Consider the following 15060-nt stretch of genomic DNA (forward strand, 5'->3'; position numbering starts at 1 on the left):
GACGAGGAGCCGCGAAAAGGGGGCGGCAGGACATACTCGGGGGGTGAGCGACAACGCCCCCGTGACCCTCGCGACCACCGGGACCGCCGCGCCGTACGACGCCGTCGTGCTGGCCGGCGGTGCCGCGCGCCGGCTCGGCGGCGCCGACAAGCCGGGCGTCCGGGTCGGCGGCCGCGCACTGCTGGACCGGGTGCTCGCGGCCTGCGCGGGCGCCCGCACGACGATCGTGGTGGCCGCGCCCCGGCCCACCGCCCGGCCGGTGCGCTGGGCCCGCGAGGAGCCCGCCGGTGGCGGGCCGGTCGCCGCCCTGGAGGCGGGACTGCGGCTCACGACGGCCGAGTACGCCGTCGTCCTCTCCGCCGATCTCCCCTTCCTCGAACAGAGCGCTGTGCAGCGCCTGTTGGTCGCGCTGCGGGACAGCGGCGCCGACGGCACGCTGCTCACCGACGCGGCGGGCCGCGACCAGCCCCTCGTGGCCGCCTACCGCACCGCCCCGCTGCGCCGCGAGCTGGCCGCCCTCGCCGCCGAGCACGGCAGCCTGACCGGGCTGCCCCTGCGCCGACTGACCGGTGCCCTTCACCTCACCCGTCTCCCGGACCCCCTCGCGTCCTTCGACTGCGACACCTGGGACGACATCGCCGACGCCAGAGCACGCATCAGGGAGCATGGGCACGTGTTGGATGAATGGATCTCCGCAGTCAAGGACGAGCTGGGCATCGACCTGGACGTCGACACCGGCCTCCTCCTCGACCTGGCCAGGGACGCCGCACACGGCGTGGCCCGGCCCGCCGCCCCGCTGACCACCTTCCTCGTCGGCTACGCCGCGGCCCAGGGCAAGGGCGGCCCCGAGGCCGTCGCCGAGGCCTCCCGGAAGGCCGCCGCACTGGCCCTGCGGTGGGAAGCCGAGAACAAGGGTGCCGAGGGGTCCGCCGGGAACCGGGGGAAGGGCGGGGGCACGAGCGCCCCGGACGCCGGATGACCGCCCCCGGAACCCGAGTCGGAGCGCCGGCCCCCGCCGAGGACACCGACGACCTCGATGTCGAGGAGGCTCTGGCCCTGGTGAGGGAGTCCAAGGACGACAGTTCCGCCCCCGGTCCCAGCCACGAACCACCGGCGGGGGCGGCGGACCCCGGCAGGCACGAACGGCACCGGGCGACCCCCTGGGGACGGGCCCGTGAGATCGCCGCCCGCGCCGCGCGGTCCGGCGCACGCCGCGAACCCGTCTCGGTGCGTCTCGGTGACGCGCTCGGCCTGGTGCTGGCCGCTCCCCTCGACGCGCTCACCGACCTGCCCTCCTTCGACACCTCGGCGATGGACGGCTGGGCGGTCGCCGGACCCGGACCCTGGGAGGTGCGTGAAGCCGGAGTGCTCGCCGGGCACGCCCAGCCCGATCCGCTCACCGACGGCGAGGCGGTCCGCATCGCCACCGGTGCCCGCATCCCCGCCGACACCACCGCCGTCCTGCGCAGTGAGCACGGCCGTACGGACGCCCAGGGCCGGCTCCACGCCACGCGGGAGGCCGCGCACGGCCAGGACATCCGCCCGCGCGGCCAGGAGTGCCGCAGCGGCGACCAGTTGCTGCCCGTCGGCACCCTGGTGACGCCCGCCGTCCTCGGGCTCGCCGCGGCGGCCGGATACGACACCGTCACCGCCGTTCCCCGACCCCGCGTCGAAGTGCTCGTGCTCGGCGACGAGTTGCTCGGCGAGGGCCTTCCGCACGACGGACTGGTTCGGGACGCGCTCGGCCCCATGCTGCCGCCCTGGCTGCGCGCACTGGGCGCCGACGTCGTCGCGGTACGCCGTATCGGCGACGACGCCCGTGCCCTGCGCAAGGCCGTCACGGGCTCCGCCGCCGACCTGGTCGTCACCACGGGCGGCACCGCGGCCGGACCCGTCGACCATGTCCACCCCACCCTGGAGCGCATCGGCGCGGAACTCCTCGTCGACGGCGTCAAGGTCCGCCCCGGCCACCCCATGCTGCTCGCCCGCCTGGACGAGGGCCGGCACCTCGTCGGCCTGCCCGGCAACCCGCTCGCGGCCGTCTCCGGCCTGCTCACGCTCGCCGAGCCCCTGCTGCGGACCCTCGCCGCCCGTCCCGCGCCGGAGCCGTACACGCTGCCGCTCAGGGAAGCGGTGCAGGGCCACCCGCACGACACCCGGCTCATCCCTGTGGTGCTGCGCGGGGACCGTGCCGTACCGCTGCACTACAACGGCCCGGCCATGCTCCGCGGTATCGCCGCCGCCGACGCGCTGGCCGTCGTACCGCCGGGCGGCGCCGGACAGGGCGCGGAGACGGAGCTGCTGGACCTGCCCTGGGCGGCAGCGGGAATCGGGGTGTGTTTCACGTGAAACTTCCGGGCCACGACGCCATCGCCCGCCAGGCGGACGAGCATCTGGTGACCCATCGGGTGAAACTCCCGAGGAAAGTGGTGGAGCGCCCGATCCGCCAGGTCTCCAAACGGCTGCTGATGGCCCTCGGCGTGCTGGTCGCCACCGCCCTGATCGTCTACGCCGACCGCGACGGCTACAGCGACAACTCCGACGGGTCGGTCGACTTCCTCGACGCGTTCTACTACGCGACCGTCACGCTCTCCACGACCGGATACGGCGACATCACCCCGGTCAGCGACAGTGCCCGGCTCATGAACATCTTCGTCATCACCCCCCTGCGCGTGCTGTTCCTGATCATCCTGGTCGGCACCACGCTGGAGGTCCTCACCGAACGGACCCGGGAGGAATGGCGCCTGAACCGCTGGAGGTCCACCTTGCGCGACCACACCGTCGTCATCGGCTTCGGCACCAAGGGGCGGTCGGCCGTCCAGACCGTCTGCGCGACCGGGCTGAAGAAGGAGCAGGTGGTCGTGGTGGACCCCAGTTCCAAGGTGGTCGACGCGGCGACCGCGGAGGGCTTCGCGGGCGTCATAGGCGACGCCACCCGCAGCGAGGTGCTCAAACGGGCCGAGGTGCACAAGGCCCGGCAGATCATCGTCGCCCCGCAGCGCGACGACACCGCCGTCCTCGTCACCCTGACCGCGCGGCAGCTCAACCGGGCGGCGAAGATCGTGGCCGCCGTGCGGGAGGAGGAGAACGCCCCGCTGCTCAAGCAGTCCGGCGCCGACGCGGTGATCACCAGCTCCGGCGCGGCCGGCCGGCTCCTCGGTCTCTCGGTCCTCAGCCCGGCCGCGGGCATGGTCATGGAGGACCTGATCCAGCAGGGCAGCGGCCTGGACATCGTCGAACGACCGGTCGTCCGCGCCGAGGTCGGCAAGAAGCCCCGTGAGACGGACGACCTCGTCGTCAGCGTCCTCCGCGGACACCGGGTGCTCGGCTACGACGACCCCTCCGTCGGCACCCTCCAGCTGACGGACCGCCTGATCACCATCGCCCGCGCCACCCCCGGCGCCCACATCACCCCGGACACCTGGCGCATGCCCCGCGACTGACGGGACCGGCCGCGACATCAGGGAGCGGGCGGGGCTGCCCCGGTGACGCCGCCTCCGGGGAGTAGCGTCGCCGTCATGCATGCGATCACGATTCCCGAACCTGGTGGTCCCGAGGCGCTGGTCTGGGCGGAGGTCCCCGACCCCGTGCCCGGCGAGGGCGAGGTGCTGGTCGAGGTGGTGGCCAGCGCCGTCAACCGCGCCGACGTCCTGCAGCGGCAGGGCTTCTACAACCCGCCGCCCGGCGCCTCCCCCTACCCCGGCCTGGAGTGCTCGGGCAGGATCGCCGCGCTCGGCCCGGGAGTCTCCGGCTGGGCCGTGGGCGACGAGGTGTGCGCGCTGCTCTCGGGCGGCGGCTACGCGGAGAAGGTCGCCGTACCGGCCGGACAGCTGCTGCCCGTGCCCGAGGGCGTCGACCTGAAGCGGGCGGCCGCGCTGCCCGAGGTGGTCAGCACCGTCTGGTCCAACGTGTTCATGATCGCCCACCTGCGGCCCGGTGAGACGCTGCTGGCGCACGGTGGCTCCAGCGGCATCGGCACCATGGCGATCCAGCTCGCCAAGGCCGTCGGCGCCAAGGTCGCGGTGACGGCCGGGACCAAGGAGAAGCTCGACCAGTGCGCCGAGCTGGGCGCGGACGTGCTGATCAACTACCGCGAGCAGGACTTCGTCGCCGAGATCCTGGCAGCCACCGACGGCAAGGGCGCCGACGTCATCCTCGACAACATGGGCGCCAAATACCTCGACCGCAATGTCCAGGCCCTCGCGGTCAACGGACGGCTGGCGATCATCGGCATGCAGGGCGGCGTCAAGGGCGAGCTGAACATCGGCACGCTGCTCAGCAAGCGGGCCGCGATCACCGCCACCTCCCTGCGGGCCCGGCCCCTGGAGGAGAAGGCGGCCATCGTGGCGGCCGTACGCGAGCATGTCTGGCCGCTGCTGGCCGCCGGGCACGTGCGTCCGGTGGTGGACCGCGAGCTGCCGATGGCGCAGGCTGCCGAGGCGCACCGGGTGCTGGAGGCGAGCGGTCACATCGGCAAGGTGCTGCTGGTCACGCAGTAGCGGCTTGCGCCACGCCGTCAGGGCCTGCGGAGCCTGAGTCCCAGGAGTGCCAGGCCGAGGCCCAGGCCGATGAGGACCAGTCCGCTGCCCAGCGGAAGGATCTGCAGGACCGGTTCGGTCGTGCCCTCGCCCTCCGAGGCGGCCTGCCGGCCGGCGGGCTGCCGGGGAGGCTGTGCGGGCTGGAGACCGGCTTCCTCGGGAGGCGGGGAGGCACCCGGCGGCACGCCCGGCACATCGGCGGTCTCCGGCTCCTCCGGCTGGTCGGCGGCGGTCTCCGCGGCCCGGGAGGGCATGGTGTCGTCGCCCTCCACCTCGGCCGCTGGCCCGTCCGGCCGGCCCGGCCGCATCCGTCCCTCGCCGGCCCGGCTTCCGGCCCGCGAGGGCTCGGCGGCGTGCGACGACGGGGAGAAGCGGGAGACCGGGGCGGCGTCCGGAGCGGACGGGGAGGCCGGGCCGGAGGGCGTGGCCGGTGCCCACGGGCCGGCGGCGGGGGAGCCGCGCGCGGGCAGGCCGCGGCCCGCACGGTCCGGCTGCGGACGGCCGGGGTGGTCCGGGATCCCGTGGCTCGGGCCGTACGAGCCGTCCCGGCCGGGGCCGCCGGGGCGTCCGTGGGCGGGAGCGGTTCCCGTCGTCTGCGCGAGCGTGGCCGCGTAGGCGGTGGCCGTGCCGAAGAGTGGCAGGGCGGCCGTTATGACGAGCAGCAGCCGTACGCGGCGAAGCATGAGGCGCAACCATGGAGTCACGTTGGTGACCTCCCGGAACCCAGGTGCCGTGACCGATGGAAAACCGACGCAGACAAGCCTCACATTCCATGACGACAGGAGCATTTCGGGTTGGGCCATCAGGTCTAAACGGTGGATCAACCCCATGAGGGGGCACCACGGTGATGAGGTGTACGGGTGCGAGAGAATGGCTGCATGGAGATGCCGAGGAACGAACGGTCGCCGGAGAATCCCCAGATCCTCGTCGTGGGTCAGGACGGGATGACACTCGGCGGTGGCGACGATGACTCCCGCGAGATTCCGGTGACGGAGCAGGTGGAGCAGCCGGCCAAGGTCATGCGGATCGGCAGCATGATCAAGCAGCTCCTGGAGGAGGTGCGGGTCGCTCCCCTGGACGAGGCCAGCCGGGTACGGCTGAAGGAGATCCACGCCAGCTCGGTGAAGGAGCTGGAGGACGGCCTCGCCCCGGAGCTGGTCGAGGAGCTGGAGCGGCTGTCGCTGCCGTTCACCGACGAGGCGACGCCGAGTGACGCGGAACTGCGGATCGCCCAGGCACAGTTGGTGGGCTGGCTGGAAGGTCTCTTCCACGGGATCCAGACCACGCTGTTCGCCCAGCAGATGGCGGCGCGGGCCCAGTTGGAGCAGATGCGCCGCGCGCTCCCGCCGGGCGTGGGCGGACACGAGGGCGGCGACGACCCCCGCACCGTCGGCCGCTCGGGCGGCCCTTACCTCTGAGCGGAACGGCGTCCGTGAGTCATCGACCCGACTGAACCACTACCCGAGCGAGGGCCCGGCGGACGACCGCCGGGCCCTCGCCCATGAGAACGGCTGCCCCTACTGCGGATTGCCCGTGGAGACGCTCAGCTCGATCTTCTCGTTCTTGCCGAGCTCCTTGGAGGCCACGTCCGTGCCCTCGGAGGGGAACTGGTCGATGACGGTGTCCTCGCCCCAGGTGTTCTCGTCCACGTGCTTGATCGTCCAGTCCCAGCCCGCGGCCTGGAGGCACTGCTTGACGGAGTTGATGTCCTTGTAGCGGAAGTCGGGCAGCTGGATCTTGTCCGGGTCGTCGTACGACTCCTCCGGCTCCGTGCACTTCTCCTTCTCGATCCGCCGGGTGCGGTCGGGGCCGCGGTAGCCCGCTTCCTGACGGGTGGACGTCGAGGCGGTCGTCCGTCCCTTGCCGCCCTCGTCGTCGCTGTTGCCGTTGTGCAGCGTGACCGCCACGATCAGCCCGACGACCACGACGACGGCCACCGCGACCGAGCCGATGACCACCGACTTGTTGCCCTTGCCGCCGCGCCCGGGCTGCCCGCTCCCCTGCTGCGCGATCGTGTACGGCGGCGGGGTCGAGGCGCCCTGCAGGCCGTAGCCCACCGGCGGAGTCTGGTAACCGCCCTGCTGCGGGTAGCCGTACGCCGGGGCCGGGCCCGGGGTGGGCGCGGGCGTCGCCGGGCCGCCGTACGGGTTCGGCTGGTACGGCGTCTGCACCGGGCCGGTGGGCGCCGGGGTCGCCGGTCCGACCGGCGGGAAGACCGCGGAGCCGACGCCTGAGCCGCTCTGCCCCGGCCCGGCGCCCGGCACGATGCTCGGCGCGGCCGGCTGGAGGGAGGCGGCGACGCGCAGGCACTCGGTGCGCATGGCCTCCGCGGTCGGGAAACGCTCGTTCGGGTTCTTCTTCAGCGCGCGGGCCACCAGCGCGTCCACCGCGGGCGGCAGCGCGCGGTTGATGGAGGAGGGAGCCACCGGCTCCTCCTGCACGTGCGCGTAGGCGATCGCCAGCGGGGAGTCGGCGTCGAACGGCAGCCGCCCGGTGACCAGCTGGAACAGCATGATCCCGACCGAGTACAGATCGGAGCGGGCGTCCACGCCGCGGCCGAGGGCCTGCTCCGGCGAGAGGTACTGCGGGGTGCCGACGACCATGCCGGTCTGGGTCATCGAGGTGACACCGGACTGCATGGCGCGGGCGATGCCGAAGTCCATGACCTTCACGACGGCGCGCTTGGTCATCATCACGTTGCCGGGCTTGATGTCGCGGTGGACCAGCCCCATCTCGTGGCTGATCTCCAGCGCCGCCAGCACGTCCGCGGTGATCTTCAGCGCCTTGTCGGCGGGCATCGCGCCGTACTGCCGGATGTCCTCGTCCAGGACCGAGCCCAGCGGGCGGCCCTCGACGTACTCCATGACGATGTAGGGCGTCGCCATGCCGGCGAGGTCGTCCTCGCCCGTGTCGAAGACGGAGACGATGTTGGTGTGCGTGAGCTTGGCCACGGCCTGGGCCTCGCGGCGGAAGCGCTCGCGGAAGGCCTGCTCCCGGCCCAGCTCGCTGTGGAGCGTCTTGATCGCGACCTGGCGGTCGAGTACGGCGTCGTACGCCAGATGCACCGAGGCCATGCCGCCCTCGCCGAGCAAGTCGCGCAGCTGGTAGCGGCCTCCGGCGAGCGCCTGCCCCGCGTACCGGCCGTGTGCGCCGCCGTCCTGGCTCATCTCTCCGCGTCCCCCAGTGGCCGTCCGGCGCCGTCGTCCGGCGAACAGGCCTTGATCGAATGTGTCATTCCCGGCCAAGTCTGCCCCAGGGCACGGACACGTCAAGCTCGGTGCCCGTTCCGTGACCGTACGCGAAAGAAGCGTCGCGGAAGCGTTACGCCGGGCGTACGGGCGGTACACACAATTTGCACGAGAGCGCGTGCTAGAGGTTTCATGACCGGTCCGTCTCGGGGCCGGTCCCGGTACCGGATCCGAACCGGCGGCCACCACGAAGGCTGTAGCGTGGCCGACGGAGACCGTGACAACACCGCGCGCACCGCGGGCAGAAACGACGGCGAGGACCGATGGCACAGACGCACAGCGCCCAGGGCCCGTCCGACCCCGAGGCGTCTGGCGGCGGCATGTCAGAAACGCCGGAGATGTGGGGCAACGGAGGGCTCGTCGGCGACGGCCGGTACCGGCTCACGCACCGGCTCGGCCGCGGTGGCATGGCCGAGGTGTTCGCGGCCGAGGACGTGCGTCTCGGCCGTACGGTCGCCGTCAAGCTGCTCCGCGCCGACCTGGCCGAGGACCCGACCTCGAAGGCCCGCTTCACCCGCGAGGCCCAGTCGGTCGCCGGCCTCAACCACCACGCGATCGTCGCCGTGTACGACTCCGGCGAGGACTTCGTCGGCGGTCAGTCCGTGCCGTACATCGTCATGGAGCTGGTCGAGGGCCGCACCATCCGCGACCTGCTGCTGAACGCCGAGGCACCCGGCCCCGAGCAGGCCCTGATCATCGTCTCCGGGGTCCTGGAGGCACTCGCCTACTCGCACCAGCACGGCATCGTGCACCGCGACATCAAGCCGGCGAACGTCATCATCACCCACAGCGGCGCGGTCAAGGTGATGGACTTCGGCATCGCCCGGGCCCTGCACGGCGCGTCCACCACGATGACGCAGACCGGCATGGTCATGGGCACCCCGCAGTACCTCTCCCCGGAGCAGGCGCTCGGCAAGGCCGTCGACCACCGCTCCGACCTGTACGCGGTCGGCTGCCTGCTCTACGAACTCCTCGCGCTGCGTCCGCCGTTCACCGGCGAGACCCCGCTGTCGGTGGTCTACCAGCACGTCCAGGACATCCCGGTCCCGCCCTCGGAGACCTCCGACGGCTGCCCGCCGGAGCTGGACGGCCTGGTCATGCGGTCCCTCGCCAAGGAGCCCGACGACCGGTTCCAGACCGCCGAGGAGATGCGCGGCCTGGTCCAGTACGGCCTGCAGATGCTGTACGAGGCCGGCGGCCACACCGGCACCTGGAACACCGGCCCGGTGGCGGCGCACGACGGCCGGCACACCCCGGCGGGCGGCTTCGCGGGCACGACCGCCATGCAGCACCCCGGCGACTTCGGCGCGGGCACCGCGCAGATCCCGCAGCCGATCCTGCCGGGCGGTTACGGCAACGGCGACGACGGCGGCTTCGAGGGGCACGGAAACAAGGGCAGCGGCCGCGGCAAGCTGTGGATCCTCGCCGTCCTCGCGGTCATCGCGATCACGGCGGGTGTCGCCCTGGCGCTGAAGGGCGCCGGTGGCGGCGGTGGCGGCGGTACGGACCTGAAGCCGACGAAGACGCACTCCAAGAGCACGAAGGACGACCGGGACTCCGCGACCCCGTCCGACGACGACACCGGCCGGCCCTCGGCCCCCTCCACCGACACCGGCACCAGCACCGGCGGCACCGGCTCCGACTGGCCCCCGTCGTACACGCCGTCGTACACGCCCTCGAAGTCGGCTCCCACCGAGCCCACGGACGAGCCGTCCGAGCCGCAGACCTCCGAGTCGCAGCCCTCGGACCCGGCGGACGGCGGCACGGACGCGGGGACCGCTGACGGCGGCACCGACGCCGGTACCGCGGACGGCGGCACGGACGCGGGCGGCACGGACGCGGGCGCCACCGCCGGCACCACGGCGGACGGCGGCACGGGCGTCACCGGCGGTTGAAGCTCACCCCCGGCGGCCGGGACGGCGTCCCCCTGACGCCCTGATCCCGCGCCGCCGGCGACGGCGCGTGCCGTCTCAGCGCACGAACGCGTCGCACACCGCCTCGTACTCGCGCGTCCACCACACCGCGAGGGCCGAGGCGGCCGGGAACTGGCAGTCCGCGCGGGTGTCGCCGCGCTCGTAGTGCCAGCGCAGCATCCAGAAGTCGTTCAGCCGCTCCCACCACACCCGGTGCACGGCCGCCGCCAGCTCCGAGGGCGTCGCGCCGGCCGCCCGCCGGTAGGCGCGCGCGTACGCCCGCACCTTCGGCAGGTCCAGCGCCCCCACGGGCCGTACGAAGAAGATCACCGCGGCCCGGACCGCCTCCTCGGCGCGGGGCTGCACACCGAGCCGGTCCCAGTCGACGATGGCCGCCGGGGCGTCGCCCTTGTAGAGCAGGTTGAACGGGTGGAAGTCGCCGTGCACCCAGCCCACCGGGCCGCCGGGCGGGGGGCGCCGCCCGGCGTGCTGCTCCAGGAGCGCACGGCGTTCCAGGAGCCGGTGCCGGGCCAGCTCGTCGAAGGCGTCGGCGGGGCGGTGCCGGCGGACGTGGGCGAGCAGGTCGTCGATCAGGGCGAAGGTGTCGACGGGGTCGGCGCTCTCCACGGGATGGGGGCTGGTCGCCGGACGGGTCCGGCCCTTGGGGGGCATCACCCGCTCCAGACAGGCGTGTACGGCCCCCAGGAGCGCCCCCAGACGGGCGCTCTCGCCGCGGGTGAGCTGGCCGCCGTGACGGTGCCTGCCGTCGATCCAGGGGTGCAGGGCGTACGCGTGGCCGCCGACGACGGCGACCGTGCGGCCCTCGCGGTGCGCGAGCGGCTGGGCGACCGGGACGCCGAGGTCGGCGAGGCGCTGGGTGGCCCGGTGCCGGCGTTCGATCGCGGCCGGGTCCGCCGTGTCCGGATCGAAGTGGTGCTTGAGGAAGTAGCGGCCCTGTGTCGTGCGGACGCGGTAGCCGCGGTTGAGCAAACCCTGGTCGACCGGCTCGCACGTGAGAGCGCTACCGGCGGCGTACAGGCGTAACAAGGTGCCCAGAGGGGGCGCTTGGGGCACTGGGGGTGGTACACAAGAGCACGGCACGCGCCAGATGCTAGGGCACGAAAAGCGGCCGTGAGCTGGGGCTTGTCACAGGCAGTCGCCGTCGATCGCTTTCGGTCACAGGCGGCATCGGGCCGGACCCCGGGAGTGCCGCTCCATGATCCGTTCGGCCGATTCGGAGATGCGGCGAATTCGAGGGCCGCGCAGAATTCACGGAAGCCCGAACGCCTTCCGTGATCCTTCCGCACACTTCCGTGATCGGCGCGCGGAAATACTCTGACTTTTGCGCCTTCATGCACGAGTCCGGTCTCACATGCAAGTCTTCCCGTGACCTGGGTGCGCGGGATAACGTGCGGTAGCTCCGGCCTGAGGCAAGGCTGTGACCAGCATGCTTTCCCACCACCTCGATTTACTTGGAAATCCAAGCAAAATCGCAGGTCAGGTGAGGTTTCACAGAAATGTGGAGCACTGGGTAACGTGATGGTTGCAGGGCGCTCGCCGGGGCACCTGTCACGCCTGTTCCCGGCCGAGTGGCACCCACCCCGTGCCCCGGTGGTCGAAACAGGTGAGCCGCACTGGCCTACCGGCAACCCCGGGGGCCGGAACGACGGAGGAGCACACGTGAGCGTGGAGAGCAGTGCCGCGCGCAAGCCGCGACGCAGCGCCGCAGGCAAGGCCGGCACCACCGGCAGCGGGACCGGCACGGCCGGCGAAGCGACCGGAGCCACCGGCACCAAGCGCACCACCCGCAGCACCGCGAAGAAGAGCGCCGAGCCCGAGCTCGTGCAGCTTCTGACCCCGGAGGGCAAGCGGGTCAAGAACGCCGAGTACGACGCGTACGTCGCCGGCATCACCCCGGACGAGCTCCGCGGCCTGTACCGCGACATGGTGCTCACCCGCCGCTTCGACGCCGAGGCCACCGCCCTGCAGCGCCAGGGCGAGCTGGGCCTGTGGGCCTCGCTGCTGGGCCAGGAGGCCGCCCAGATCGGCTCCGGCCGGGCCACCCGCGAGGATGACTACGTCTTCCCGACCTACCGCGAGCACGGCGTCGCCTGGTGCCGCGGGGTCGACCCGACCAACCTGCTCGGGATGTTCCGCGGCGTGAACAACGGCGGCTGGGACCCGAACGGCAACAACTTCCACCTCTACACGATCGTCATCGGCTCCCAGACGCTGCACGCCACCGGCTACGCCATGGGCATCGCCAAGGACGGCGCGGACTCGGCGGTCATCGCCTACTTCGGCGACGGCGCCTCCAGCCAGGGCGACGTGGCCGAGGCGTTCACCTTCTCCGCGGTCTACAACGCCCCCGTGGTGTTCTTCTGCCAGAACAACCAGTGGGCGATCTCCGAGCCCACCGAGAAGCAGAGCCGCGTGCCGCTCTACCAGCGCGCCCAGGGCTTCGGCTTCCCGGGCGTCCGCGTCGACGGCAACGACGTACTGGCCTGCCTCGCGGTCACCAAGTGGGCGCTGGAGCGTGCCCGCAGCGGCGAGGGCCCGACCCTGATCGAGGCGTTCACCTACCGCATGGGCGCCCACACCACCTCCGACGACCCCACCCGCTACCGGGGCGACGACGAGCGGCTCGCCTGGGAGGCGAAGGACCCGATCCTGCGCCTGCGCCGGTTCCTGGAGACCGCCGGGCACGCGGACGACACGTTCTTCGCGGAACTCGAGACGGAGTCCGAGGCGTTGGGCAAGCGGGTACGCGAAGCGGTCCGCGCCATGCCCGACCCGGACCGGTTCGCCATCTTCGAGAACGCGTACGCGGACGGGCACGCGCTCGTCGACGAGGAGCGAGCCCAGTTCGCCGCCTACCAGGCGTCGTTCGCGGATGAAGGGGGTCACTGACATGGCCGAGAAGATGGCGATGGCCAAGGCCATCAACGAGTCGCTGCGCCGTGCCCTGGACGCCGACCCCAAGGTCCTCGTCATGGGTGAGGACGTCGGCAAGCTCGGCGGTGTCTTCCGTGTGACGGACGGTCTGCAGAAGGACTTCGGCGAGAGCCGGGTCATCGACACCCCCCTCGCGGAGTCCGGCATCGTCGGCACCGCGATCGGTCTCGCCCTGCGCGGCTACCGCCCGGTGGTGGAGATCCAGTTCGACGGCTTCGTCTTCCCCGCCTACGACCAGATCGTCACCCAGCTGGCGAAGATGCACGCCCGCTCGCTGGGCACGGTGAAGATGCCGGTCGTGATCCGCATCCCCTACGGCGGCGGCATCGGCGCGGTCGAGCACCACTCCGAGTCCCCCGAGGCGCTGTTCGCGCACGTGGCGGGCCTGAAGGTGGTCAGCCCCTCCAACGCCTCCGACGCGTACTGGATGATGCAGCAGGCCATCCAGAGCGACGACCCGGTGATCTACTTCGAGCCCAAGCGGCGCTACTGGGACAAGGGCGAGGTCGACTTCGAGACCATCCCCGCCCCGCTGCACAAGGCCCAGGTCGTCCGCGAGGGCACCGACCTCACCCTGGCCGCCTACGGCCCGATGGTGAAGCTCTGCCAGGAGGCGGCGGCCGCCGCGGCCGAGGAGGGCAAGTCCCTGGAGGTCCTCGACCTGCGCTCGGTCAGCCCCCTCGACTTCGACGCCGTCCAGGCCTCGGTGGAGAAGACCCGCCGTCTGGTCGTGGTCCACGAGGCGCCGGTGTTCTTCGGTTCCGGCGCGGAGATCGCCGCCCGGATCACCGAGCGCTGCTTCTACCACCTGGAAGCCCCGGTGCTCCGCGTCGGCGGTTACCACGCGCCGTACCCGCCGGCCCGTCTGGAGGAGGAGTACCTCCCGGACCTGGACCGCGTGCTCGACGCCGTCGACCGCTCGCTGGCGTACTGAGGAGAGGGTCGTGACGACGATGACGGAAGCGTCCGTACGCGAGTTCAAGATGCCGGACGTCGGCGAGGGACTCACCGAGGCCGAGATCCTCAAGTGGTACGTGCAGCCCGGTGACACGGTCACCGACGGACAGGTGGTGTGCGAGGTCGAGACCGCGAAGGCGGCCGTCGAACTGCCCATCCCCTACGACGGTGTGGTCCGCGAACTGCGGTTCCCCGAGGGCACCACGGTGGACGTGGGGACGTCCATCATCGCGGTGGAGGTCGGGGGCGGCGCCGCCCAGGCGCCGGCCGAGCAGCCCCAGGCAGCCGCCGCGCAGCCGCAGGTTGCCGCCGAGCCGGCCGATGAGCCGAAGCCGGAGGGCCGCCAGCCGGTTCTCGTCGGCTACGGCGTGTCCACGTCCTCCACCAAGCGCCGTCCCCGCAAGGGACCCGAGGTCGCCGTCCCGGCGCCGGCCCGGGCGATCCAGGCGGAGCTGAACGGCCACGCCCCGGCCGCGGACCGGCCCCGCCCGCTGGCCAAGCCGCCGGTGCGCAAGCTGGCCAAGGACCTCGGCGTCGACCTCGCCGCGATCACCCCGTCCGGCCCGGACGGTGTCATCACGCGCGAGGACGTCCACGCGGCGGCCACGACCGTGACCGCCCCCGAGACGGTGGCACAGGCCCCCGCGGCCACCCGCCCGGCCCCCGCCCCCGTGGCGGCCCACGACGGCGCGCGCGAGACGCGTGTCCCGGTCAAGGGCGTCCGCAAGGCGACGGCGGCGGCGATGGTCGGCTCCGCGTTCACCGCGCCGCACGTCACGGAGTTCGTGACGGTGGACGTGACCCGGACCATGAAGCTGGTCGAGGAGCTCAAGCAGGACAAGGAGATGCAGGGCCTGCGGGTCAACCCGCTGCTGCTGATCGCCAAGGCCCTGCTGGTCGCCATCAAGCGCAACCCGGACGTCAACGCGTCCTGGGACGAGGCGAACCAGGAGATCGTGCTCAAGCACTACGTCAACCTGGGCATCGCCGCGGCCACCCCGCGCGGTCTGATCGTGCCGAACATCAAGGACGCCCACGACAAGACCCTCCCGCAGCTCGCCGAGGCGCTGGGCGAACTGGTGTCGACCGCCCGCGAGGGCAAGACGTCCCCGGGCGCGATGCAGGGCGGCACGGTGACCATCACCAACGTCGGCGTCTTCGGCGTCGACACCGGCACGCCGATCCTCAACCCCGGCGAATCGGCGATCCTCGCGATCGGCGCGATCAAGCTGCAGCCGTGGGTCCACAAGGGCAAGGTCAAGCCCCGTCAGGTCACCACCCTGGCCCTGAGCTTCGACCACCGCCTCGTCGACGGCGAGCTGGGTTCGAAGGTCCTGGCGGACGTGGCGGCGATCCTGGAGCAGCCGAAGCGGCTGATCACCTGGGCGTGACGGCACAGGCCGGGTAGAGTCCGACCCCGAAGGGGGCGGCCGCAACTTCGTCTTGCGG

At 72.4% G+C, this 15060-nt stretch carries 12 protein-coding genes; 9 read left to right on the plus strand and 3 right to left on the minus strand.

All coding sequences use genetic code 11. The annotated features are described in order from the left end of the window. The first annotated feature begins 43 nt into the window (after window positions 1–43). The 4 genes from N8I86_RS20040 (at window position 44) to N8I86_RS20055 (ending at window position 4499) form a co-directional block, all read left to right on the plus strand. Entirely contained in the window at window positions 44–979 is a 936-nt protein-coding gene (locus N8I86_RS20040) for a molybdenum cofactor guanylyltransferase (protein WP_263278360.1), read from the plus strand. Then, entirely contained in the window at window positions 976–2349 is a 1374-nt protein-coding gene (locus N8I86_RS20045; RefSeq protein ID WP_123437312.1) for a molybdopterin molybdotransferase MoeA, read from the plus strand. Before N8I86_RS20040 ends, N8I86_RS20045 begins: the two co-directional genes overlap by 4 nt. After that, window positions 2346–3443, plus strand: a complete 1098-nt coding sequence (locus N8I86_RS20050; RefSeq protein ID WP_260148142.1) for a potassium channel family protein — start codon at window positions 2346–2348, stop codon at window positions 3441–3443. The genes N8I86_RS20045 and N8I86_RS20050 overlap by 4 nt, the downstream gene beginning before the upstream one ends. A gap of 75 nt (window positions 3444–3518) precedes the next feature. Beyond that, window positions 3519–4499 (plus strand): NAD(P)H-quinone oxidoreductase, encoded by a 981-nt coding sequence (locus N8I86_RS20055; RefSeq protein ID WP_123437310.1) that lies wholly within the window; start codon window positions 3519–3521, stop codon window positions 4497–4499. 17 nt (window positions 4500–4516) lie between these two features. Here N8I86_RS20055 and N8I86_RS20060 read toward each other — a convergent pair whose 3' ends face one another. Further along, window positions 4517–5221, minus strand: coding sequence for a hypothetical protein (locus N8I86_RS20060; RefSeq protein WP_263278361.1), 705 nt, complete (start codon window positions 5219–5221; stop codon window positions 4517–4519). 195 nt (window positions 5222–5416) lie between these two features. Here N8I86_RS20060 and N8I86_RS20065 point away from each other — a divergent pair, with 195 nt between their 5' ends. Further along, on the plus strand, window positions 5417–5956 hold the full coding sequence (locus N8I86_RS20065) for a bacterial proteasome activator family protein (protein WP_073887486.1): 540 nt from the start codon (window positions 5417–5419) through the stop codon (window positions 5954–5956). Window positions 5957–6055: 99 nt separating this feature from the next. Here N8I86_RS20065 and N8I86_RS20070 read toward each other — a convergent pair whose 3' ends face one another. Beyond that, window positions 6056–7705 (minus strand): Stk1 family PASTA domain-containing Ser/Thr kinase, encoded by a 1650-nt coding sequence (locus N8I86_RS20070; RefSeq protein WP_073887487.1) that lies wholly within the window; start codon window positions 7703–7705, stop codon window positions 6056–6058. 344 nt (window positions 7706–8049) lie between these two features. Between N8I86_RS20070 and N8I86_RS20075 the strand changes: the two genes are divergently transcribed. Then, window positions 8050–9681, plus strand: coding sequence for a protein kinase domain-containing protein (locus N8I86_RS20075; RefSeq protein WP_263278362.1), 1632 nt, complete (start codon window positions 8050–8052; stop codon window positions 9679–9681). A 75-nt stretch (window positions 9682–9756) separates the two neighbouring features. On the opposite strand, the gene N8I86_RS20080 is transcribed toward N8I86_RS20075, so the two are convergent. Then, window positions 9757–10773: a phosphotransferase gene (locus N8I86_RS20080; RefSeq protein WP_185091306.1), complete on the minus strand. Its 1017-nt coding sequence runs from the start codon at window positions 10771–10773 to the stop codon at window positions 9757–9759. Window positions 10774–11379: 606 nt separating this feature from the next. Between N8I86_RS20080 and pdhA the strand changes: the two genes are divergently transcribed. The 3 genes from pdhA to N8I86_RS20095 are packed head-to-tail and all read left to right on the plus strand — an operon-like array spanning window position 11380 to window position 15002. After that, window positions 11380–12609, plus strand: a complete 1230-nt coding sequence (gene pdhA / locus N8I86_RS20085; protein ID WP_123437307.1) for a pyruvate dehydrogenase (acetyl-transferring) E1 component subunit alpha — start codon at window positions 11380–11382, stop codon at window positions 12607–12609. Between the two features lies 1 nt (window position 12610). After that, window positions 12611–13588, plus strand: coding sequence for an alpha-ketoacid dehydrogenase subunit beta (locus tag N8I86_RS20090; RefSeq protein WP_263278363.1), 978 nt, complete (start codon window positions 12611–12613; stop codon window positions 13586–13588). A 10-nt stretch (window positions 13589–13598) separates the two neighbouring features. Beyond that, window positions 13599–15002, plus strand: a complete 1404-nt coding sequence (locus tag N8I86_RS20095) for a dihydrolipoamide acetyltransferase family protein (protein ID WP_263278364.1) — start codon at window positions 13599–13601, stop codon at window positions 15000–15002. Window positions 15003–15060 lie beyond the last annotated feature (58 nt).

This window comes from Streptomyces albidicamelliae (genome assembly GCF_025642175.1).
Taxonomy (GTDB): domain Bacteria; phylum Actinomycetota; class Actinomycetes; order Streptomycetales; family Streptomycetaceae; genus Streptomyces; species Streptomyces albidocamelliae.

Bases quoted from the DNA above. Each gene is read 5' to 3' on its own strand.
- N8I86_RS20055 (WP_123437310.1), top strand. From the start codon at position 3,519: ATGCATGCGATCACGATTCCCGAACCTGGTGGTCCCGAGGCGCTGGTC.
- N8I86_RS20065 (WP_073887486.1), top strand. From the start codon at position 5,417: ATGGAGATGCCGAGGAACGAACGGTCGCCGGAGAATCCCCAGATCCTC.
- N8I86_RS20090 (WP_263278363.1), top strand. From the start codon at position 12,611: ATGGCCGAGAAGATGGCGATGGCCAAGGCCATCAACGAGTCGCTGCGC.
- N8I86_RS20070 (WP_073887487.1), bottom strand. From the start codon at position 7,705: ATGAGCCAGGACGGCGGCGCACACGGCCGGTACGCGGGGCAGGCGCTC.
- N8I86_RS20060 (WP_263278361.1), bottom strand. From the start codon at position 5,221: ATGCTTCGCCGCGTACGGCTGCTGCTCGTCATAACGGCCGCCCTGCCA.
- N8I86_RS20075 (WP_263278362.1), top strand. From the start codon at position 8,050: ATGGCACAGACGCACAGCGCCCAGGGCCCGTCCGACCCCGAGGCGTCT.
- N8I86_RS20045 (WP_123437312.1), top strand. From the start codon at position 976: ATGACCGCCCCCGGAACCCGAGTCGGAGCGCCGGCCCCCGCCGAGGAC.